We start from the raw sequence: 23,450 nt of genomic DNA, 5'->3' as shown, positions 1-23,450 counted from the left end.
GATTTTAATAGCTCTTTCTCAAAAAACTATAGAGCTCTTTGCTCTTGTATTAGTAGAATGATAGAATAATGATTCAAAATTTGAATAACTTCCTAAAATAAGCCCCAATACACTGAATTCTGTCAGATAATAGAAAAACTTATTTTAAGTGCATTCTTACAGGTGTTTGAAAGTATTGGGCTCTGATACAATTTTATCATGCCATTTGTTAGATTGGCTTTTTGGTAGTATCAGGTTTTGACGTACGTTGCTTTTTTAGATAACGTTCATTTTTGGCTTCGAGATCTTTCACAACTTTTTCGTACATAGCTTTAAATTGCTCTGGTCGAGCCACATAATATTTAAAGCTTGCATGATAAATAGCCGTGTCGATACTGTATTTCTTAAAAATTTCTTTTTCTAGACCTTTATAGACAACCAATGACGAATCTGCGCTGCCCATGTGTAAATTATTCACTTGGTTTTCAGCGACATGCACCTCTTCCAGAAGGGTAATCATTTTGTCCTCTGGAATCAAATTTTCGGGTTTGTCAGATGTGCTACATGCCGACAAAAGCCCTATTAGTAGAAGAATTCTTGCTCTCACATTTCAAAATTACAGGGATTTTAGGTAGTTTTAAAGCAATTCTTGGATAATTAGGAATTATTAACACTTTTATCTACAAGTACTTGGTTCACTTTATAAAAGTGTGAACTCCTTTCAGCGTTTCGAGTTATTTCTCTTAATCAGAAATAATTCCATCTACTCAGAAGGCTATGAACCCACAGGCTTTTTTAGCGAAATTACATAAATTTGAAATTCGTATTCGCAAAGCGGTTACTTCCCAAATGCGAGGTAACTTCAATTCTGTATTTAAAGGTTCTGGTCTAGAATTCAGCGACTTACGCTTATATCAATATGGCGATGACGTCCGCCTAATCGACTGGAATACCACCGCTAAAGGTCATGGTACTTTTGTCAAAATCTTTAAGGAAGAAAAAGAACAAACCGTATTTTTTATGGTCGATGTGAGTGCTTCGCAAGATGTAGGACGCTCTGATCGCTCAAAATTAGATACTGCTAAAGAAATTTGTGGCGTTCTAACTCTATCTGCCATCAAAGAAGCCAGTCACGTAGGATTGTTGTGTTTTTCGGACCAAAAAGAAAAATACATCAAACCCGCCAACACCCTCAAACATGGCTATAGAACGATTTTGGAGCTTTTCAAACTCAAACCTGAATCAGCAGGAACCAACCTCAAAAAGATGATTTTGTTTGGCTTGGAGGTGCTCAAGCGTCGTAGCCTTATTTTTATCGTTTCTGATTTTATTGATACTGGCTACGAAGACAACCTAAAAGCGCTAGCTAGAAAACATGATTTGGTGGTGATTCACCTGTACGACCAGCGTGAAACCAACTTACCTCGTTTGGGCATTATTCCTGTATTTGATACCGAAAGTAAAAAAACCATTTGGGTCAACGCTTCATCTAGTTGGTTTAGAAATCGTATGAAAAATCTTTTTGAAGATAACTCCAAAACACTCGAACAACTTTGTAAGCAAAATAAAGCCAATTATTTATCCATCGATGCCTCCGAAGATTACGTTAATAAGCTCATTAAATTATTTAAAGTTCGCAAAAAATAAGTAGGCAAAATTTTTATGAAGCTATTATCCTCTCACAATATCTATCGTTATATCAAGGTCTTTGGTCTGGTATGGGCTTTATTATTGGCTCATACATCAGCTTGGGCACAGGTAAAGGGTAAGTTTATGGAAGATAGTATTGGTATTGGCATTCCTGTTAAATATATTCTAAGTTTTAAGCATCCAGAAAAATTTGATGCTTTTTTCCCAGATTCTACCTATAATTTTGCGCCATTCGAACTAGTTAAAAGGGAATATACTCCCACTTCAACACAAAAAGGTATTAGTCTTGATAGTGTTATTTATACCTTGATTTCATTTGAAGTAAAACCGATTCAAAAACTTCAGTTGCCTGTTTATATCCGTACCAAAAGTGACTGTACCAAGGTGATGCCCCTCGAAGACTCGATTTACTTTCAGTCGATGATTCCTGCCAAAGCTCAAATAGACACTTTGCAGCTCAAAATGGATACCCAGCCTATTCATTTGACGCAACAAGCCAATTATCCTTTGACGATTATGGTTTTTATGGGCTTAGGAGCATTTGGTATGATTATTTTTTGGTTATTCGGAAAGCCCATTAAACGACAAATCAAACTTTTCCAATTTCGTAGAAGATTTGACGAGTATCAGCGTGTATTTCAGCGCCTTAGCAAGGACACAAATGAGCTAAACAGAAGGTTAGAAAATGTAGAAAAAGCCCTTGTGCTTTGGAAAAAATATATTGAACGTCTTGAGGAAAAACCCTTTACCACATTTACCACCAAAGAAATTCTCGACAATATCAAAGATGCTCGTTTGCCAGAAGCTCTTCGAGAAATCGACGCAACTATTTATGGAGGTAACTTTTCCAAAAAAACGGTTTCATCTTTAGCAATTTTACAAGAACTAGCCGAAGGTCTTTACCGCGAACATCGCCAAGACCTTATCGACAGTCCAGTTTAATGTTGATTTGTATCAATTCAACATTCATTTCTCAGCAATTAATAGCACATGGAGGCTTGGTATTCAAAATATTGGTTTAGTATTCAAACTCTTTCATCATTTGAATGGGCGCAACCGTTTTATCTGTATTGTATCCCTGCCATACCTTTTTTATTTATCATACGTAACTGGATCGTTGGCAACAATGTACAAAAACTCAACGTTGCATTTCCTGCGCAGCAATTTCGCTCTAGCTGGATAAGTGCTCTTCGATTTGTTCCTGGACTATTACTTGTTTTGAGTATTATGCTAATTCTAGTAGCCTTAGCTCGTCCTCAAAGAGCTATTTCTACACAGGAAGAAGTTTCGGAAGGTATTGACATTATGTTGGCATTGGATATTTCGGCGTCAATGGAAGCTACAGATATTCCTCCAAGTAGATTAGGCGTTGCTAGAAAGGTAGCCAAAAAATTTATCGAAGGTCGTTTTCAGGATAGAATCGGCATGGTCATTTTTGCGGGAGAACCATTTTCTCTTTGTCCCCTCACCAATGATTATGATATGCTCAAAGATTATATCGATGAGATACATCCTTCGTTGATAGCAACCTCGGGTACTGCGCTGGGCAATGCATTGGGTATGTGTATCAACCGAATGCGAGAAATTACCTCTAAATCAAAAGTGATTATTTTGCTTTCGGATGGAGACAATACTGCGGGAAATCTCGACCCTGCACTTTCGGCACAAATGGCTCGTGCTTTTGGGATGAAATTATACACGATTGCAGTTGGTTCTAATAAACTCAATACCGAAAAAGTTGATGAAAGTGCTCTTCGGAATATTGCTACTATTGGTAACGGTAAATTTTTCCGAGCAACGGATGCACGTTCTTTGGAGAATATTTTTAAAGAAATTAACCGTTTAGAAAAAGTAGAAATCAAGCAAAATCGTTATAAGAATCTACGTGATTTCTACCATAATTATCTTCGTTGGGCAATTATGCTATTATTACTCTCTTTTGCTTGCAAAAACACATTTATGGGTAATATTTTGGAAGATTAATGCCATACTTTTATTCCAATAAAGCTATTACGTCATCTTTACTCAACGATTTTACGAAATGTTCTTCCGTTGTAATAAGCTCTGAAGCTAGCTTTTGTTTGTTTTGTTGTAGTGACAAAATCTTTTCTTCCACAGAATTTTTGGTAATAAACTTATAGGTAAATACCGTTTTTACTTGCCCAATACGGTGAGCCCTATCTACCGCTTGCGCTTCAATAGCTGGATTCCACCAAGGGTCCAAAATAAACACATAATCCGCTGCGGTAAGATTGAGACCTAAACCTCCTGCTTTTAAAGAAATCAAGAAGATTTTTACATCATCATTTTCTTGAAATAACTGTACCTGAGCTTGTCGATCATAGGTGCTCCCATCCAAATAGGCATAACGGCGTTTTTCTTGGTCGAGGCGCTCTCTAAACAAATCCAAGTGTTTTACAAATTGGCTAAATATCAACACTTTGTGTCCCTCTTCCAAGACCGTTTCGAGTTTTTCTAATACATCATCTAATTTGCCCGAATCGCCATCGTACTCATGATCCGTAAGGCGTGGATGGTTGGCTATTTGACGAAGTTTGGTCAAACCTTGCAAAACTACCATTTGTGATTTTGCCATTCCTTCGGTATCGATATGCTCCAAGATGAGATTACGATAATAGGATTTTGCCTCTTCGTATTCTTTTTCCTGTAATTCGGTCATTTTTGCATAATGGATACTTTCAATTTTGGGTGGTAATTCGGTTGCCACTTGCGATTTGTGCCTTCTCAGCATAAAGGGCTTGATAATCGAATAAAGGCGCTGTATTTTGAGCTCATCACTTTTCTTTTCAATCGGAATTTGAAATTCGTTTTTGAAAAAATGTTGTGTACCCAACAATCCAGGATTTACAAAGGTCATTTGTGACCACAAATCCATGGTACTATTTTCGAGCGGAGTACCAGTCAACACCAACCTATGTCGAGTATTCAATTGCATAACAGCTTTGGTAATAAACGACGAAGGGTTTTTGATAGACTGAGATTCATCTAAAATGGCGTAATGAAAACGATAATTTTTGAGAATATCTATATCAATTCGTACGATGCCATACGAAGTCAAAACTACATCATAATTGTCAAATTGCTCGATATTTTTATCACGATAGGTACCTGTGTAGGTCAAAACCTTAAGTTCTGGAGCAAATTTACGTGCTTCGGCCTCCCAGTTATAAATTAGGGAAGTAGGCATGACCAATAACGATGGACTGGCAACACCACTTTCTTTTTGAGATTGCAAAAGTGCCAAAGTTTGAACCGTTTTTCCCAAGCCCATATCATCCGCCAAGCAACCACCGAAGTTGTAATCATTCAAAAAGCGCATCCAATCATAGCCTGCTTTTTGGTAGGGGCGAAGGTTCCCTGCAAAGCCTTTGGGAACGGAATACTCTTGAATTTCTTCAAAATCACGGAGCTTTTGCAGTTTTCGGCTCATGATTGTTGTTGCTAACGAATCACGTTCCATATCTTGTACCAAAGACAAATGATGTTTTTTTAGAATAAAACCATCATTGTGATGATGCTCAACAAAGGCAAATAGCTCTGAGTATTGCGTAAACCATACCTCTGGAATAACCGCAATTTCGCCATTGGGTAAAGCAAATTCTTTCTTTCGCTGAAGAATCAAATTGCGGAGTTTTAGGAATGGTATTTCAAAATCTCCAAATTTTACCAATGTATGAATGTCAAACCAGTCATTACCTTCAGTGATGGTAACCTCGATTTTAGAGTATCCTAAAAAGTATTTCTTTCCATCAGATTCTACCTGTTGAGAAATCTCAAAACCTGCTTCGATTAGCTGTGGGTAACTAGCTTGTAGCCAAGAAAAAGCTTCAGTCTTAGGTAAAAGCATTTTACCGTTTTGGAGACTCATTCCCAAACTTTGCAACACTTTTAACTTCTCTTTTTCTAATGGTAAATCTCTTTTTACTTTATGAAAAATATAATCATCGCCCTTCTTTTCCATACTTACATTGGACGATGCCGAGAAACTATCGAATCGAAAAGTATATTTTCCATACTGAAAAGCTAGACTCAACACAACTTGTGTTTCGCTTGTATCTTCTTCTGGCGCACCCGAATCGCTATCTACAAGTACCAGTTGGTTTTTCGTTTTTTGTTCAGAAATACTCAAAACTGGTACACAACGATAGTTTTCAGAATGAATATCAAATCCTTTAGCATATACATCAAACATCGTAATGATTGATGTGACGAATTTGCGGTAATAGTCTTCCTCAATACTTTTCGGAATAACTATGAATTTTTTATTGAGAAAAGGACGAAGTTTTTTACCATCTACATCTTTTTCAAAATGGTACAATTTATTTTCCAAAATCATCCAAGCAGGCTCTTCACAAACAATAAAGGCGTTTTTGTACTGAAAATCTACTTTCTGTCCAGCATATTTAATCGTCGGAAAGTAATGTGTATTATCAGCGTTTCGCATAAAATGGAAAAGAACCGTTGCACTTTCAGACAATACATCTACTTTTTGCCACACAGGATTACCGTCACTTCCCATAATGAAAAGCTGCTTATTGAGCAACAAAGGCATGATTTCGGCTTTTACACGCTCGATATAATCTGTAATTAACTCTTGAAGCGCTTTATCTCCTTTCTGAACGTCATACGTTTTTAGGAAAAAATCTACAATAGTCCGTTTTTTGGTTCCTCCAAATTTTTTAAAGATAGCATCTTGCTGAATCGAGTCGATTAGTTTGACCAACTTAAAGTCATTTTCATCGGGCTGGTATTCGCTAAGTCCTTCGCAAAATTCACGGATATTTTTAGTAGAAATATTTTGGTTCAGTAAAGTAAGTTCGCCTTTGGCGTCCAATTGTACTACAAAAGCCTCAAATAAATATCCAAGATACTCATGACTCAGTATCGTATAGATAATTTGAAAAGGCTGTGTTGTAGAAACTTTCATACGATTTACAAGTTGTTTAAGTCTTTGAGGACTCTCAAAGACATCTGTTAATGTTATAACCTCTAAGCTGATTGGTTCTCAGTAAGGAAAATGAAACCTATCAAACTCATTTTAGTAGATTCGGAGGCGAATAGCTACAATCAATCTTTAAAATTTGGGCAGTTGATGAAAATTTGGCTATTAGGTTTATTGGTATTGCAAAATGGCAGTTGACAGCCATACAATCGTTTTTTCAACATTTAGAAAGCTTTCAAAAGCAGTGTATTAAACTCAAAACGATTAAATTCTGAATTTGTCTGAATAGTAAATATAAATAAAATCAATTAAATAGCACGATTTATAGCACTAATTTGAGTTTATGGAAATAGTTTTTTTGTATTTCTAAAAATCAGTCATCATTGCCACAAAAAGCAAATTCCTGTAAAAGAAATTCTTTTACAGGAATTTGAGCACTCACCTTCTTAAGTTATACGCAATGATTATCTACTCTTACGACGTAATTTTTTGGTTTCTGACAACAACTTTTTAGCCTCGTCGTGCTGGCTAGATTTACGTTCGGAGTCGTCCAATACTTCCTTGAAATAATCAATCGCCTTATCATAATCTTTTTCCATAGAGGCAATTTTGCCTAAAGTCAGTTTTGACGAAAGATAATACCCTGATTTTGTAGAATTGGTTAAAGTAGCAAAATCGATGGTTTTTTGGTAATATTTCTTTGCTTCTGCATAATCGCGGTTATAATTGAAGGCATAATACCCCAAAATATAGCTTGCATAGCGTCCGCTTACACCTTCGTAGCCGGGATAGTGCTCTTCAATTTTTTGTAAAATCCCTTTTGCTTCTTTTTCAGCTTCTGCTACACGTCCTGCCACAAATGCTGAACGAGCATGGAATCGATGAAAAAATGGATTATCGGGATAGGTCTCATGTGTGTATTTCGACAACTCATAAGCCTTCTCGTTCATGTTTTCCATGCCATAAATCTGAAGCAAGAAATAACGTGCTTCGGTACGCGTATAAAAGGCATTATAGCTTACTTTTTCGAGCTGACCAATACCTTTTGGTTTATCGCCTTTTGGAAATAGCCAAAGCACAGGACGGAGCAATGGGTAATTATCTTTTACATACTGGAAGTAATAATTGTACAAACCATCGCCAAACATCAGCTCTGGACTAAAATCTGAGAAACTTCTTGATTTATCTAAGTATTTTAAGGCATTTTTGGCTGCTAAGGTCGCTTTTGTCCAATGTTTACGTTCTGAATGCAAACGTCCTTTAAAAGCATACGCTGCTGCCATAAAGAAGGCTGCTTCGGGGTTTTCGGTATCATCCCAAATCACCTCTGCTTTTCTGATACTTTCGTCCATATATTCCAAACACTTTTCGTCGTAAAGTACGTTGTCGGTGTTAGGTACAATTTTCCACCATTCCATCAATCCCAACAAAAAATCAGGTAGGGGATGATTAGGGTGTTTGATTTTCAAATAATTAAATTCTCTTTCTGCTTCGTAAAATTTAAAATTATACATGTGATTGATGGCCGTGGTAGCCTCAATCTGCACCTCTGTAGTCAGCAAAAGCATTCCTTTCGAACGCTCTTGTTCGGCTTTTTCGGTATCTTTCCACCATTGAGCTTGGCTCGTATTGATGACCAATAATACACTACACAAAAAAGCAATTAGGGACTTCATCGTATTCACTTGGCTTGGTTGATTGAGTTGGTTTATTTTTCGGATTCAAAATTATCACTCTTTTGAAGATATATCGTCCTGTTATCCACAATTAGTCGGTGAATATTGGAATTAACCTTCCTTAGGCATACAACAATCAGTGGGAGGCTTGCAAGCTACTCAAGTAGTTAACGTAAATCTTATTTGAAATATTAAAAACTAATTAAAAAAATTCCTCAAAATCTTGAATATTGCCTGATAGACAGTAATTTCACTTTTTGATTTATTCTATTATAACGAGACCAATCCGATGAAACCAATCATCCAACTTCACGACAAGCAGTTCGAAATTTTTATTAAGCAAGAAATCATTGAGGATAAAATACGCCAAATGGCACAAGAAATCAGTAAAGATTATGAAGGCAAATGTCCGATTTTCTTAGCGATTTTGAATGGATCTTTTCTATTTGCTGCCGAGCTCATGAAGTCTGTATCTATCGATTGTGAAATCACGTTCTTGCGTGTTTCATCTTATCACTCGACTACTTCGACAGGGAAAATAACAGAAGTATTAGGTTTAAAAGAGGACATCACCGATCGTGATGTAATTATTCTTGAAGATATTATCGATACAGGGCTTACTATGGCGAAAATACAGGAACAACTATTAGGTAAAAATCCGAAATCTCTAAAAGTTGCTTCTTTATTCCAAAAACCAGAAGCTCTCAAAACTCCAATTGACATAGCCTATTTAGGTTTTGAGCTTGAAAATCGTTTTGTATTAGGTTATGGACTAGACTATGATGGTTTAGGTAGAAATTTACCAGATTTATACGTTTTACATGAAGCCTAATAAGCTTATCAGGTAATTCTCCACAGATATTTAGTGGGTTGTGAATTGTGAATTAGTGATTTTATAAAATTTGTGTTTTAGCATGAGAGACACAAATCATTAGTCTCTATGTGTAAAATTCAAATAAAAATATTCACTAATTCACAATTCACTCATTCACCATTATCTACGCAATCATATCAAATCCACAGTATGGTACCAATGCTTTTGGAATACGAATACCTTCTGGTGTTTGGTTATTTTCGAGAATAGCTGCCAAAATACGTGGTAAAGCCAATGCCGAACCATTAAGCGTATGCAACAACTGAGACTTTCCTTCAGTTTTCATACGAAGTTTCAAACGGTTAGCTTGATATGTTTCGAAGTTAGATACAGAACTTACCTCCAACCAACGTTTTTGTGCACCAGAGAATACTTCCATATCGTACGTCAAAGCAGATGTGAAGCTCATATCGCCACCACAAAGACGAAGCACACGGTATGGTAATTCTAACTTTTGCAACAAACCTTGTACGTGCAATGACATTTCTTCCAAAGCCGCATAAGAATTTTCAGGCTTTTCGATACGTACAATTTCTACTTTATCGAATTGGTGCAAACGGTTTAGTCCACGAACGTGAGCGCCCCAAGAGCCCGCCTCACGACGGAAACATGGTGTATAACCTGCGTTTTTAACAGGTAATTCTGCTTCTTGCAAAATCACATCACGATACAAGTTGGTGATAGGCACCTCAGCCGTTGGAATCAAATACAAATCATCTACAGTTGCATGATACATTTGTCCATCCTTATCAGGTAATTGACCCGTACCAAAGCCAGAATCCTTGTTAATCAAGATAGGAGGTTGTACTTCGGCGTAACCCGCAGCAATAGCTTCGTCCAAGAAAAAATTAATCAACGCACGTTGGATACGAGCACCTTTTCCTTTATACACTGGGAAACCAGCACCTGTGATTTTATTTCCTAATTCGAAATCAATAATATCGTATTTCTTAATCAAGTCCCAGTGAGCCAAAGCGTCTTCAGCAAGAGTTGGGATAGTACCATTTTCAAGAATTACCTCATTTTCTTCTGGCGTTTTACCTTCAGGAACACTGCTATGTGGTAAGTTTGGCAAAGTTACCAATACCTCATAAAGCTCAGATTCGATAGATTTTAGCGTCTCATCCAATTCTTTAGAGCGAGTTTTCAAGGTAGAAGTTTCAGCTTTGGCAGCTTCCGCTTCCTCTTTTTTACCAGCTTTCATCAAACCGCCAATCTCTTTAGCTAAAGCGTTTGATTTAGCAAGAGTGGAGTCTAACTCATTTTGGGTTTCGCGACGCTTATCATCCAACGCGATGATTTGCTCAACAGCTTCTTCAGCATTTTTAAAATGCTTTTTTTTCAAGCCAGCAATAGTGGCTTCTTTGTTTTCCTTGATTTGTTGAATTTGTAACATGGATTCTATTTATCTATCGAGCTTTGCCATAAATCGCTCTATATCGTGTTTAATTTTTTGAGTCTCAGCAAGGTATTATTATCCATTCGGTAATGTTAAATCCACAAGGGTAATTGCTGATTTAATAAGTTCTTTTGCAAAGATAAAAAAAATAGCCGTGGCGTAAGCTTCTGACGACACGGCTATTAGTATTTATTGCTTTTTATCACTTAAGGCGCTGAGAAAATGCTTTTCATAGCATCTTCATATAAAAAACAACGCTCGTTAAGTGCATTTAGCGCTTCTGCCTTGTGCTTGCCGTGAATCAACAAGGAGATATTGTGCTCGGATGCACCATAGGATATCATACGAATAGGGATGTTTTTCATGGCATCCAATACTTTCAAGGCAATACCTTCTTTGTCGGCCGAGAAATTACCCACAATACAAACGATAGTTTGATCTTTGTCGCATTCTTCTAGGTCAGCAAATTGTCTTAATTCTGCCATGATTTCTTCTAAGTGCTCATCGCTGTCGATTGTTACCGATACCGATACTTCAGAAGTAGTAATCATATCCACTGGAGTTTTGTATTTCTCGAATACTTCAAATACTCTACGCAAAAAGCCGTAAGCATTTAACATACGAGTAGAGTGGATATAAATAGCCGTAAGGTTATCCTTCGCTGCAATAGCTTTGATTTCACGGTCAGATGTTTTGTCCGCAATCAAAGTACCATAAGCTGAAGGTTCCATCGTATTTTTCAAACGAACAGGAACACCTTTCAATTTAGCAGGAGTAATCGTGCTTGGGTGCAAAATTTTAGCCCCAAAATAAGCTAATTCAGCAGCTTCTTCGAATGTCAACTCACGAATTGGGAAGGTTTTTTTCACAATACGTGGGTCATTGTTGTGCATACCGTCGATGTCTGTCCAGATTTGAACTTCTTCAGCTACGATAGCACCACCAATCAATGAAGCGGTATAGTCAGAACCACCACGTTTAAGGTTATCAACTTCGCCACGTGGGTTACGGCAGATAAATCCTTGTGTGATGAAGACTTGTTTATCCTCTAATTGCGAAAGGATAGAGCTCAATTTTTCTTCTGTAAACTTCAATACAGGCTCATTATCTGCATCGATTAGCATAAAGTCTAATGCTGGCAACAATACCGCATTGATACCTTCTTCACGCAAGTATGCTTCGAACATTTGAGTTGAAAGCAATTCACCTTCAGCAACGATTTCTTTTTCTTGCTTGACGCTAAAAGGTTTGATGCTTACCAACGAGCGAATGAATGAAAATTCTTTATCAATGATTGCTTTACCTTCTGCGTATCCAGCAGGAGTTTTGTAAAGTTCTTTGATAAATGTTTCATAATGTGCGTACAACTCTTCGATTTTTTGAGTTGCTTCTGCATCATTATTCGCCTTTAATGATTCTCCAATCGAAATCAAGGCGTTTGTGGTTCCCGAAAGAGCTGACAATACCACGATTTTACGTGTGCTATCTTCGGTAATCAAATTTCTAATCGAGTGCATTCGCTCGGGCTTCCCTACGGAAGTTCCCCCAAATTTCCAAACTTGCATTGTTATTGTGAATTATTGATTTTCTGGTTATTATATGCTTGAGATTGTCGTGGTAATGGGTAAAACCTTTTCCCATTTATTTTTTACGCTTAAAACTTCAACATTTTAACTGCTGTAATGGCAGCTTCGTCACCTTTATTGCCATGGATACCACCCGCACGATCAAGGGCTTGTTGCTCGGTATTGGGCGTTAACACACCAAATACAACGGGTTTGTCGTATTTCAAACTTACATTGGTAAGTCCTTGTGCAACCGCATGATTGATGTAATCATTGTGTTTGGTTTCGCCTTGAATTACACAACCAATACAAATAACCGCATCGATATCCTCTCGTTGAGCCATTTTTTGCGCACCATAGCTTAATTCATAACTTCCTGGTACAGTAACGCGTAAGATGTTATCTTCTTGCGCACCATAAGTTAAAAGCGTTTTGTGAGCACCATCTGCCAATGCGTTGGTAACTTCCTCGTTCCATTCTGCTACAACGATAGCAAATCTTTTTTCTGTAATATCTGGTAAATTATCTGTTGAAAAAATGCTGAGATTTTTGTGGGCCGATGACATTCTATGATTGTTTTATAAAAGTTATAACAAAAAAGGGACAAGAACTTAAGCTCTTATCCCTTCTGATGTAATCAATATTTTGATTTATTCCTTATTCAGAGACAGAGCCTTCTAACACCGCCTTGTATTTCTTGGCGTTGATATATTCAGCTGACTCTGCGTACTTCTCTACGATTTCGTTGTAAACATCCAAAGCTTCTTTGTTTTGCTTGTTTGCCTCGTAAGCAGCAGCCAACTTCATCAAATATGATGGAGTAAAGAATTTGTTTGATTTGTATTCAGAAGCTTTTTTGTAATAGTCGATAGCATCGCCGAAAGATTTTTTCTCAGCGTAAGCATCTCCAATTAAAGAGTATGCACGAGCTTGAACCAATAAATCTGAGCTACTGAATGACTTTAAGTGGTCGATAGCAGCATCATATTTACCTTCTTTCAACTCTGCAACACCTGCATAAAAATTAGCCAAGTTACCAGCATGTCCGCCGAACTCATTCGCTAATTTAGAAAACTCTTGTGCCGCTACTTTGTTTGAATCAGCTTCAAATTTGTAAACAGCATTGAACATTTTCGCTTGTGCTGCTTCATCTTGAGTAGCAACATAATATTTATAACCGAAATAGCCAATCACTGCTACGATAATCGCACCAGCTACACCAGAAACTAAACCTTTATTTTTTTCTACGGCTTGTTGTACTTTTTCGATGTCGTGTCCTAATTCTTGCTTCAATCCTTCTGGACTCTCCAAAAATTCAAGGTTTTTGTGTTCTTCTTTTTTTGCCATTGGGGTTTTGTAATTATTCGTTTAGGGTTGTTTACCAAATTGGATGAAATGTATTAATAAACAACTTTCTATGTAATTTTGTATTTAGTTGGTAAATGAACCTTTTCCTCTTCAAAGTACTTCTTTTTATCTACCAATTTGACCTTTGTAGGCTAGTAAAAATTTGGACTGCAAAATTATGAATTCTATTGGAATTTTAAAGGTTTTTCTGTAATCTTTTGGAGCATAGACCAAAAACTGCTTTTTTTTCGCCTTTTTAAACCCTTTTTTTTATAGAAAACACCTAAAACTCCTTCTCTATGAATGCCTTATAAAACAGCTTTAGCGATTTCTTAACCAAGATTCTGGATTCTGTTTTGCATTGTTTTTCCAAACCTGAAATTTGATTTCTGAGGTTCCATCTCCATCGGTTGCGACTTGTCCAATTTTTTGGCTCGAAGATACACTTTGTCCTTCGCGTACTGTAACATTAGATAATTTGCCATAAACCGTAAAGTAGTCTCCATGCTGAATCGCTACAATGGTATTAACGCCTTGAATATTTACGACCGAACGTACAATGCCATCGTAAACAGCGTAAACAGAATTACCCGAATTGGTCTGAATATCTACGCCATCATTGTTGAGCTTGACGCCTCTTAAAACAGGGTGATTATGTACTCCAAAACGGTCAGAAATAAAGCCACTTTGTACTGGCCACGGCATTCTTCCTTTGAGTTGAGAAAATGACGTTGCTACTTTGCGTTCTTCTGGACTTAGCTCGATGGTTTTAGAACTAACTTTACTTTCAGAACTTGCACTATTGGTATCTTTTTCTCTATTCTTGATTCGTTGCTGAGAACGCTTTATTTCTCTCTCTACCATCTGAGCTATCATGTTTTCTAACTTTTCGACAGCTCTCTTATTAGCATCAAGTTGTTCTTTTAACTGTTGTTCTTTTTGGTTCAGCTCTGCCACTACGCCAGTTTGCTTGACCTTCAAATCTTCAAGATTTTGAGTTTCTTGAATTTTTTCTTTCAAAACATTAGCCTGTTCTTGCTTTTTCTGAAGAATCTTTAGCTGTTCTAATCTTAGCTGTTCTCTTACACTTTCAATCAAAGTAGCTTGTCTTATTCTTGATTCAGAGTATTGACGAAGGTATTTATATCGCTTGACAAGCTTATTGAATGAGGGAGCCGAAAACAAAAAGCTCAACTGATTATACTTGTTGCTCACTTTGGCTGCATTAAAAACCATTTTGGCATACTCTTGCTTGAGTTTCTCCAAATTGCCAGAAAGCTGACCACTTTCACGGGTTAACTCACTTACTTCGATATCCAAAAGCTCTTGGTTTTCGGTCAGTAAGTTAATCTGTTTACTTTGTTTATTGATACGCTCACCCAAGGCATTGAGTTTGCCAACACTCACTTCCTTTTTTTGCTCGGTTTTGGCAATAATTGCATTAAGCTCGTTGATCTTACGAATGTTAGCCTGCTTTTCTGCTTCTAGTTTAGCTCGATTTATTTTCTTACGCTTGGTTTGTTGCGCATAAGTAGGAGTGAGGTATAACCCCAAGAAAACAACAAACAGTCCTGTGAATACTCTCAGGGCTGCCTTCATTCGGTAGATATGTTGCACTTGTGCTATAATGGCTTTAGGTATTTATGAAATTTTGAAAACCAAACTCACCACGTCCATTTCACACTATTAGGAAGTATATCAGTTAATTGTATATCCGTTATTCGAATAAAAATCTGTTACAGATATGCCTTTAAATGAATTTTTCTTTTGCTAAAATAAGTAAAAATGAGTTTATCAGTAATAAACTAACCTCAACTCTATAGTTTCATTTACTTACCTGAGGGTTTGATTCAATAGTGTTAGTAATATGGGTAAATGAGGATTACCAGTAATATGTTGAAATCTTTTAAAAATGCAAGATAAGCTTTAAAGACAATATTGCTTAAAGCTTATCTTATTAAGTTTTAGTTTTTCTTCAAAAGCTTTTCTGGTACTTTAAAAGGAAACTGTAATGGCTCGTCTAACAACTCAACTTTGGTATGCTTGATATTGATTACTGTCTGATAAATTTTCTGGTCTTTCTCTGATTTATACTCAACCGTAATCAAGTTTGAAAGCGGAAAAAGCGTATTATTCAGTGCTGTAAAATCAGCAAAATCCATTTCGAGTTTGGTATTGGTTACATCTTGTGTTACTAAAAGCTTTTTTAGCTTTTTATCCTGACCGATGTAATTATCAATCTGTACTTTGCCTTCGTGTTGTTTGAGCAAAAAGTATTCATTTTCACGAATAACTCTTGATTTATTTTTCTTGAAAGGGCGATTTCCTACAATCAAAGCTTGAAGAATATCAAAGGTCAAATTGAATTTGAATTTTTCTGAAAAATGGTCATATCTGTACACATTGTACGAGCCTTCATACTTGTTATGAATTTTTACAGAATCTTTCGTAAAAACGGCTGTTGCAATTGACACAGGAAGTCCTGGAACAGACAAGTTCAACCAAATCACGCTATCCTTTTTAGCGCGAATATCCATATTGACTGTCTGGTTTACATCTGTACTTTTGATTCCTACTTTAGCTTTTCCTTTAAGATATTTAAAATCTACTTCGTCAACGCTTACCTTTTCTATTTCAGCATCTTCTGTTTTGGGAGCATTATCCACACTTACTTTCGAGGAGTCTGTGGTGGGAGCCACTACAACATTCGAAGTTCCATTTTTTAACGAGTCTGTGGTTGTTGAAACAAGTTCAGGAGACTTATTAATTGCTGGTTTTTTACAAGAAGCAATACCCAACATTAATGCGACACCTCCAATGATTAGTTTATTCATTTGTCTGTTATCAATAAAGCAATTAAACCTGTGGTTTTTAATTTATGCTTGCTGTGAATTATTCTATTAGCTTTTGTTGCGAAATTTTTTGATCGAGATTATGGCTTGTTCCTCCAATAGCTTTTGCTTTTTTCCATTGCTCTACGGCTTTGGCAACTTCGCCTAATTGAAAAAGTACATCTCCATAATGCTCAACGACTGTTCCGCTTTTATTGACGTTATTTTCTACGGCTTTTTCTAGATAAATTTTCGCTTTGGCAAAGTCTTTCATTTCATACAATACCCAAGCGTAAGTATCCAAATATGTTCCATTATTGGGGTGACGTTCAACCAATCTATTAGCCATCTGTGCTGCCTTTTCGAGTTTTACTTTTCTCAAAGACAAGAAATAGCTATAATTATTAAGCACATGGTCATTGTCAGGATCTTCTTTCAAGGCAGCTTCATAAGCCTCATCAGACTTTTCATGTTTGCCGATACTATTGTAAGTATCACCTAATTGAGCAAAAATATGTTGTGCCAACTCATATCCCTCTGGAGCCAATCGCTTAGCTTCTTCAAGCGCTTCAATAGCTTTTTCGTTGTTACGTTTACGATAATGTGCTGAGCCATTCAGATACCAAAAAATAGACTGATTGGGAAACACTTCGATAGCCTCCTCCGAGTGCACGATGGCACTATCAATTTGATTCAAATCAAAGTCTAACTGAATGATTCGTCCCCATACTTCATTAACAGAAGGGTCTAAGTGAGCAGCTTTTACATATTCATTGCGTGCTTCGGCAACTTCACCTTTTTGAAACAACAAATCTCCATAAATTGCATGAGATTTGGGATCTTTGGGATTAGCTACAATCAAAGATTTAACCAAGTTAAATGCCATTTGTTTCGATTTCTCATCCTTCATCATCGACACGTAGCTCATAAGAATACGAGCTTTGGCATTGACATCTAAGTTGGGGTCAGCAAAAGCCAGCTCTAACTCCTTGTTGCACTTATCCATATCGCCTTTCTCTTGGTACAATTGCGCCAACATTACGTGTGCCTGCGCATTGCCAGAATTCATTTTCAGAATCTTTTCAAGATAGGGGATAGCTTGGTCATTTCTTTTGTTGGCAATCAATAACTCGGCTTGGTCTATGATATAATCTATTTCTTCGGGGTCGGAGGCAATCAGTTTTTCTCCTTCCTTGATAGCATCATCTACTTTTCCTATTTTTAACAATACCGCTTGTTTTTGGCGAGAAAGCTCTTCGCTAATACCTAATACTTTTTCGGCTCTATCAAATGCTTTTACGGCATCATCCAAACGATTATCGAAGATATACAAGGCCCCTTGTTGCAGATAGTATTCAGGATTGTTTGGAAACAAATTTACCAATTTTTGATACACGGCTTGTGCTTCAGAAAATTGTTTGTTTTTGACATACAAATCTGCTAAAAGCTCGTTATAACTAGCATTGTTTGGATCTAGCTCTATCGCTTTTTGCACATATCCTATCGCTTTATCTTCGGCTTCCAACTTACGATATACTTTCCCTAAAGCATAAAGAATACCACTATTTTGGGGAGTTATCGACAATGCTTTTTCCAAAGGAGCAATCGCTTTGTCATAATCTTCCATCATGAAGTACTTCATCCCATCAGTAAAATGCCCCTCTGCTTCTAATTGTTGTGCAGGGGTAATTTCAATCTTTTTGGTAGAGGCATCTTTCTTTTGAGCAAATCCTATTTGATGGCTCATGACAAACACAGCCCCCACAAGGATAGTATTTCTTAATGTAATATGCATATTGTTTGGGTAGTACATTCGGTGGTTCTGTGGTGGCAAATGAAGCACTACAGGGAATCTTTTTCAAAGTTACTAAAATAATTTTCAAGTCCTTGAAATCAAAGCAATTCGCTAAATCATTCGGTATTTTATGGCTTTAGACTTGTTAGCTATTGGCTGCTCTTTTGCTATAAAATTATCTGAGTATAGTTTAGGGCAATAACGTAGAATTATAAATATCTGGTATAAAAATGCTTGGCTTTGAGCAATCGGTTCTCAATTTTGAAGACCCGTGAACTCAAAGCCAATTTTTTCTTATACTTTTTTCGCAGGGTTACCAAATACTGTTTCTTTGGCTTTTACATCTTCAATTACGACAGAACCAGCGCCAATTCTAGCGCTTTTGCCAACTTTTACGCCACCTACAATTGTTACACCTGTTCCAATAAAGGCATTGTCTTCGATTACTGCTCCTGCACCAATGACTGTTCCTGCTCCGATTTGAACAAAATCGCCCACCTTCGCATCTACATCTATCAATACTCTACTGTGTAAAATATTGTGATTACCAATTTCAGCTCTTGGGTTGATAATTGCACCTGCTGCAATCAAGTTTCCATGACCGATTGATGCCGTTGAAGCAATGATAGACTGGTCATGAATAGCATTGACAGGCTGTACTTTGCGCACATCATGAAGCATTTCTACAATGTTTTTACGCACCTTTGTTTCGTCGATTGCGACGAATGCTTCACATTTTTTACCAATCAATTTGGTATATCCCTCATCGTCAGGCGAGCCTAGTACAGTAATATCATCTATTTCGGTATTGTGTAGCTTTTCGTTATCGTCCAAAAAAGCATATACTACGACATTGTTTCTCTTAAAAATATCAAGTGCCACTGCGCCCAAACCGCTTGCACCAATAATAATCACTGGATTTTCCATTTGTTTGATTGAATTAGACTGTCTTTAGACTTTTGGAGCTTATTGAATCACTCCATTTTTTATCACATATTTTACTTCGTCATTTTTCAACAAAGTAAAATCGGCTTTCATTCCTAAACTAATTTCTTTTTTTGCTTGTATTGTCAATCCTTTCCCATCGATTTCATCTGTTCCAAAAAAGACAGACATATCTCCGATTTCTTCGACTGTACTTGTATTGACAAAATCATCATCTCCACTAACGGGTTCTTCGCCACGATTGATGGCAATATCTGCGACATAACTTACTTTACCTTTTTGGATAGTTACATTTCTGATAATTAAATCAAAAATTGCCTTCTCATTTACGGGCAAAGCATCATAAGTCTCAGTAGTTTCGTTGACGTAGGACTTTGTAGCAACCGCATTTAAAGCAGATAAAATAGAAATATAATTTAGCTTACGAATATACTGTTTCTCGGGGTCGTTTTTAAATCCTCCAGATTCGATCAGGATAAGCGAAGTTCCCCATTTTTGGATATTATCACCAAAAGCTCTTGGTTCAAAATCTGATGGCCACTTGCCTACACAATTCGGTAAATATTGTTGCAAACCACGGTTCATCTGTACAATTACTTGCATAGCCTTTTTGCGCACATCGTTTACTTCCTGAGCCTCGTTATAAGCTGTTGCCAAAAATGACATCGTTGCTAGATTACCCGTTTGCCCAGCCGAATATCTGCGGTCTTTATCGTGCAGGTTAAAACCAAAATCAGGTTTTAAGGTTTTGACTAATTTTTTCAACAAACGCCCTTCAGGGGTTTGTAAAGCCAAAGCATCACGGTTCATATCTATGCCCAAAGCGGTGTATCGCGACCATGCCTCTGCACCGTCAGGATTGAGCATTGGTACAACATAAAAAGTACATCTTTCGAGCAATGTCTTTTTAAAATCCGAATATGCAGGCGTATCTTTTCCCAAAAAATTGAAAATATCCATCAAAGCCATTGTAGCAGTGGCCTCATTGCCATGCATCTGCGACCATAAAAGTACTTTGATTGGCCCGTTTCCTACTTTGACTTGATAAATAGCTCGTCCTTCAGTCGATTTTTCTGCAATTTGGACATCAAACAAAGGATTAGACTTTAGTTTTTCTAGTAAATTTACCAAAGTAGCATGCCCAAAACGACGTTTGGTAATCGCTTTTTCTTGAAACTGCTCATAAGAATCAAACAGATTTTTCTGCAATTCTTGTGCATTTATCTGGGTAAGTTGTGTCATTAAAATAATTACCAGTATTAAAAATTTTCGCATAAGACGATAGAGGAATAAAAGGGGGTATCCTAAATTTACCCATTTATTCTCTGAACAAAAACATCTCTGATAAAATCACTTTAGTATTTCTCTAAAAAAATTCATTGATTTCTTTCATGGGAGCCTTATTTCCTCCAACAATCTGAGCAGCATAAATACCAATATGCCCAGAAAATAAATACGCTGTTATACATGAGATAGCAATAAATACGGCCGATTCGGCTCCAAAAAGTTCGATACCCATGAGTGTACACGCCAACGGCGTATTAGAAGCACCCGAAAATACCCCTACAAAACCCATCGCAGCTAATAAACTCAAAGGTAAAGGAATTATCGTAGAAAGCGTATTTCCTAAAGTAGCTCCTATATAAAACAAAGGTGTTACTTCTCCACCTTTAAATCCTGAACCGAGCGTAAGAGAAGTAAAAAAAGTTTTCCCCAGAAAATCATACCAATTAACCGACTTTTGAAAAGCTTCTACAATTACTGGCACGCCCAATCCGCTATATCGTTCGGCATTGAAACCAATCAAAAGAATTGCCACAAGTACGCCCCCAATTACGGCACGAAGGGGGGGATAGGATACTTTTTGCTTGAAAAAATTGCCCCAAGCATGTGTCATTTTGGCAAACATCAAACCCATCAGTCCAAAGATAGCTCCAGCCAGCATTGCCCATACGAGTGACGTCGGTATCAATGGCGTTTGTTCGCTCACTACATAATGTGTGTGCCCTACATGCCAAACCGACTGACAAACATAATCTGCAATAATTGCACCCAGTAAACTTGGTAAAATAGCCTCGTAGCGCATTTTGCCAATAATGGCCACTTCCAAGGCAAAGACTGTTCCCGCCAAGGGTGTTCCAAATACCGAAGCAAAACCTGCACTGATGCCCACAATGAGTATGATTTTTCTATCAAAATGAGTGGTATCTTTTTTAAAACCTAGTTTTCCAGTAAGTTTGGAACCCCAGAGATAAAAGTTATCCGCCAATGCTCCACCCATTTGGACAGCGGTACCTTCACGACCAGCGGAGCCACCAAATAAATGGGTTATGACAGTTGTCACAAGGATCATAGGCATCATTAGCAAAGGAATCGTTTGAGTAGATTTTTGTAATTCCTCTATTAGCTGATTATTTCCTTTGGCAACAGATGCCCCCCAATAATGATAAATACCACCTACCACCAAGCCTGCCAAAGGCAATAGCCAGATTAGCCATGTATGGCTTTCACGATAATTCGTAGCCCAATCTAATGCAACTAGAAAAAAAGCTGACGCACTTCCTACCACAAACCCGACTACAATACATATCAATAGCCACTTGATGACAAACTGAAGTGAAACAAGTTGTAAATTCATATTGCAAAGTTAAGTTGTTGATTTAAAACAGCCAATTTTCCCTAAATCGCCTTATCCCTTTCAAAGATTTAGTATATTTGAATATCTATGCCATTCAACCACCGATCGTAGAAACAAAGCTCGTCTGATTTTTAATTTTTTAATTTCTATGAAAACACTTCGACTTGAAGAGGTGACGCCTTCTAAACTTCATTTTGAACTCAATACTATGCAGTGGCTAGAAGAACACCGTTCTGAGCAGTCCAACGAAATGCACAAGCATGATTACTATGTGATTATTTGGGTAAAAGAAGGCACAGGTACACATACGGTTGATTTTCAACAGTTCGAATTACATCCTCAAACTTTTTGGTTTCTTTCACCAGGTCAAGCGCACGCTTTTCATTTTCAATCGCCTCCTAGTGGGTATGTTATTTCGTTCGATAGTGATTTTTTCTTTACTTATGAAAATAATAGAGAACTCCTGATTGACACTGGACTTTTCCACAATACTTTTCAGTTTAAGCCTTTTATATTAGATAACTCGCTTACTTTTGGTTTAGAGAATATCCTTCAAAACATTCAAGCCGAATATCAAAATCGTGATGGTATTTACCAAGAAGATATGTTGAGAAGTTTAATCAAAATGTTTTTGATACAATGCGCACGATTATTTTCGAGCCAATTAGCTTCGACACATGATGAATCTTCTAAGTCTGTTTGTTTGGTTAGACGATTTCAGGATTTGGTAGAACTTCGTTTTAGTCAAAAAAACAAAGTTGCTGATTACGCCGACCAACTGAGTGTTACACCAAGCCATTTGAACGATACTGTCAAAAAAGTAACAGGACAGCCTGCCTCCGAACACATCAAGCAACGTGTTATTCTTGAAATTAAACGAAAAGCCAATTTTGGAATGGTATCAGCTAAAGAAATTGCCTTCGATTTGGGCTTCGAAGATGAAGCACACTTTTCTAAATACTTCAAAAATTATACAGGACAAACCTTTTCTGAGTATAAAAAACAGCTTGCCAGCCACTCAAAACGCTAATTTTTTTGATAATCCGTAAAATCGACAAGTTTATCCGTAAATTATATATCACAACATTTAATGTATATACATAGATTTGCATTATCAAATTAAAACAAACAACATTTAAACATACAAAGTCATGGCAACTAACACTTGGGCAATTGACCCTTCACACTCAGAAATCCAGTTCAAAGTAAAACACTTAGTAATCACTACCGTAACAGGTCATTTCGAAGAGTTTTCGGGTGCAGTAGAAGCAGAAGAAGGATTTGAAAATGCAAGTATTTCATTCGAAGCTAACACGGCATCTATCAATACAAAAAGCGAACAACGTGACGGTCACTTGAAAAGTGCTGACTTTTTCGACGTTGAACAATTTCCTACCTTATCATTCAAATCTACATCATTTGTAAAAGACGGTAGCGATTTTGAATTGAAAGGTGATTTGACTATCAAAGGAGTAACACTTCCAGTTACATTAGACGTTGACTTCGAAGGTGTTGCTACTGACCCTTGGGGTAATGTAAAAGCTGGTTTTGAAGTAACAGGTAAAATCAACCGTAAAGATTTCGGTTTGACTTGGAACGCCATCACAGAAGCTGGTAGTGCATTGGTAAGTGAAGAAGTTAAACTAGTAGCTAACATTCAGTTGGTAAAACAAGCTTAATATAATAGACAAGGAGGGAACTGGCTACAAAGCACAAAGTTTATAGCCTGCTTATTTTGTCACTCTCAAATTAAATTTTATTTATTAGGCTTTCAGTAAAGCATTTGTG

General features: G+C 37.0%; 19 protein-coding genes. 6 read left to right on the top strand and 13 right to left on the bottom strand.

Translation table 11 applies throughout. The annotated features are described in order from the left end of the window. Positions 1–208: 208 nt before the first annotated feature. Entirely contained in the window at positions 209–586 is a 378-nt protein-coding gene (locus QM481_RS08320; protein WP_283381399.1) for a DUF4296 domain-containing protein, read from the bottom strand. Positions 587–756: 170 nt separating this feature from the next. On the opposite strand from QM481_RS08320, the gene QM481_RS08315 reads away from it, so the two are divergent. From QM481_RS08315 to QM481_RS08305, 3 genes are read left to right on the top strand one after another with little or no spacing between them, the layout of a single operon-like run. Further along, positions 757–1,626, top strand: a complete 870-nt coding sequence (locus QM481_RS08315) for a DUF58 domain-containing protein (RefSeq protein ID WP_283381398.1) — start codon at positions 757–759, stop codon at positions 1,624–1,626. A 15-nt stretch (positions 1,627–1,641) separates the two neighbouring features. After that, positions 1,642–2,571, top strand: a complete 930-nt coding sequence (locus QM481_RS08310) for a hypothetical protein (RefSeq protein WP_283381397.1) — start codon at positions 1,642–1,644, stop codon at positions 2,569–2,571. Between the two features lie 48 nt (positions 2,572–2,619). After that, the gene (locus QM481_RS08305; protein WP_166550931.1) at positions 2,620–3,612 is read left to right on the top strand and encodes a VWA domain-containing protein; all 993 of its coding nucleotides are present in this window, start codon (positions 2,620–2,622) and stop codon (positions 3,610–3,612) included. A gap of 10 nt (positions 3,613–3,622) precedes the next feature. Here the strand turns inward: QM481_RS08305 and QM481_RS08300 are convergent, their stop codons facing one another. Together QM481_RS08300 and QM481_RS08295 are read right to left on the bottom strand one after the other, a co-directional pair. After that, the gene (locus QM481_RS08300) at positions 3,623–6,577 is read right to left on the bottom strand and encodes a DEAD/DEAH box helicase (RefSeq protein ID WP_283381396.1); all 2,955 of its coding nucleotides are present in this window, start codon (positions 6,575–6,577) and stop codon (positions 3,623–3,625) included. 479 nt (positions 6,578–7,056) lie between these two features. Continuing rightward, a complete protein-coding gene (locus tag QM481_RS08295) occupies positions 7,057–8,268 on the bottom strand; it encodes a tetratricopeptide repeat protein (RefSeq protein WP_166550933.1) in 1,212 nt (403 codons plus the stop codon). A gap of 289 nt (positions 8,269–8,557) precedes the next feature. Here QM481_RS08295 and hpt point away from each other — a divergent pair, with 289 nt between their 5' ends. After that, positions 8,558–9,100, top strand: coding sequence for a hypoxanthine phosphoribosyltransferase (gene hpt, locus QM481_RS08290; RefSeq protein WP_205690847.1), 543 nt, complete (start codon positions 8,558–8,560; stop codon positions 9,098–9,100). A gap of 166 nt (positions 9,101–9,266) precedes the next feature. On the opposite strand, the gene serS is transcribed toward hpt, so the two are convergent. The 10 genes from serS to QM481_RS08240 form a co-directional block, all read right to left on the bottom strand. Continuing rightward, entirely contained in the window at positions 9,267–10,538 is a 1,272-nt protein-coding gene (gene serS, locus QM481_RS08285; RefSeq protein ID WP_283381395.1) for a serine--tRNA ligase, read from the bottom strand. A 209-nt stretch (positions 10,539–10,747) separates the two neighbouring features. Next, positions 10,748–12,106, bottom strand: coding sequence for an aspartate kinase (locus tag QM481_RS08280; protein WP_166550937.1), 1,359 nt, complete (start codon positions 12,104–12,106; stop codon positions 10,748–10,750). A gap of 89 nt (positions 12,107–12,195) precedes the next feature. Beyond that, complete coding sequence (gene ribH, locus QM481_RS08275) at positions 12,196–12,672, bottom strand: 6,7-dimethyl-8-ribityllumazine synthase (protein WP_283381394.1); 477 nt, start codon at positions 12,670–12,672, stop codon at positions 12,196–12,198. Between the two features lie 91 nt (positions 12,673–12,763). Beyond that, positions 12,764–13,453 carry a tetratricopeptide repeat protein gene (locus tag QM481_RS08270; protein ID WP_166550939.1) on the bottom strand — a complete coding sequence of 230 codons (690 nt, stop codon included), beginning with the start codon at positions 13,451–13,453 and terminating at the stop codon, positions 12,764–12,766. A gap of 321 nt (positions 13,454–13,774) precedes the next feature. Further along, the gene (locus tag QM481_RS08265) at positions 13,775–15,052 is read right to left on the bottom strand and encodes a murein hydrolase activator EnvC family protein (RefSeq protein WP_283381393.1); all 1,278 of its coding nucleotides are present in this window, start codon (positions 15,050–15,052) and stop codon (positions 13,775–13,777) included. Between the two features lie 365 nt (positions 15,053–15,417). Next, positions 15,418–16,287, bottom strand: a complete 870-nt coding sequence (lolB1, locus tag QM481_RS08260; protein ID WP_283381392.1) for a lipoprotein insertase outer membrane protein LolB1 — start codon at positions 16,285–16,287, stop codon at positions 15,418–15,420. 58 nt (positions 16,288–16,345) lie between these two features. Then, on the bottom strand, positions 16,346–18,079 hold the full coding sequence (locus tag QM481_RS08255) for a tetratricopeptide repeat protein (RefSeq protein WP_283381391.1): 1,734 nt from the start codon (positions 18,077–18,079) through the stop codon (positions 16,346–16,348). Positions 18,080–18,373: 294 nt separating this feature from the next. Continuing rightward, on the bottom strand, positions 18,374–19,006 hold the full coding sequence (locus tag QM481_RS08250) for an acetyltransferase (protein WP_283381390.1): 633 nt from the start codon (positions 19,004–19,006) through the stop codon (positions 18,374–18,376). Between the two features lie 39 nt (positions 19,007–19,045). After that, the gene (locus tag QM481_RS08245; protein ID WP_283381389.1) at positions 19,046–20,266 is read right to left on the bottom strand and encodes a M14 family zinc carboxypeptidase; all 1,221 of its coding nucleotides are present in this window, start codon (positions 20,264–20,266) and stop codon (positions 19,046–19,048) included. A gap of 124 nt (positions 20,267–20,390) precedes the next feature. Next, positions 20,391–21,662, bottom strand: coding sequence for a voltage-gated chloride channel family protein (locus QM481_RS08240; RefSeq protein ID WP_283381388.1), 1,272 nt, complete (start codon positions 21,660–21,662; stop codon positions 20,391–20,393). Positions 21,663–21,810: 148 nt separating this feature from the next. On the opposite strand from QM481_RS08240, the gene QM481_RS08235 reads away from it, so the two are divergent. Both QM481_RS08235 and QM481_RS08230 read left to right on the top strand, forming a co-directional pair. Further along, positions 21,811–22,692: a helix-turn-helix domain-containing protein gene (locus QM481_RS08235; RefSeq protein ID WP_283381387.1), complete on the top strand. Its 882-nt coding sequence runs from the start codon at positions 21,811–21,813 to the stop codon at positions 22,690–22,692. Between the two features lie 121 nt (positions 22,693–22,813). Continuing rightward, positions 22,814–23,341, top strand: coding sequence for a YceI family protein (locus QM481_RS08230; protein WP_095160946.1), 528 nt, complete (start codon positions 22,814–22,816; stop codon positions 23,339–23,341). Positions 23,342–23,450 lie beyond the last annotated feature (109 nt).

Origin of the sequence: Flectobacillus rivi, assembly GCF_030056655.1 — a bacterium.
Lineage (GTDB): Bacteria > Bacteroidota > Bacteroidia > Cytophagales > Spirosomataceae > Flectobacillus > Flectobacillus rivi.
Note: the sequence above shows the minus strand (reverse complement) of the source record. Positions and strands in the feature narration are given on the sequence as shown.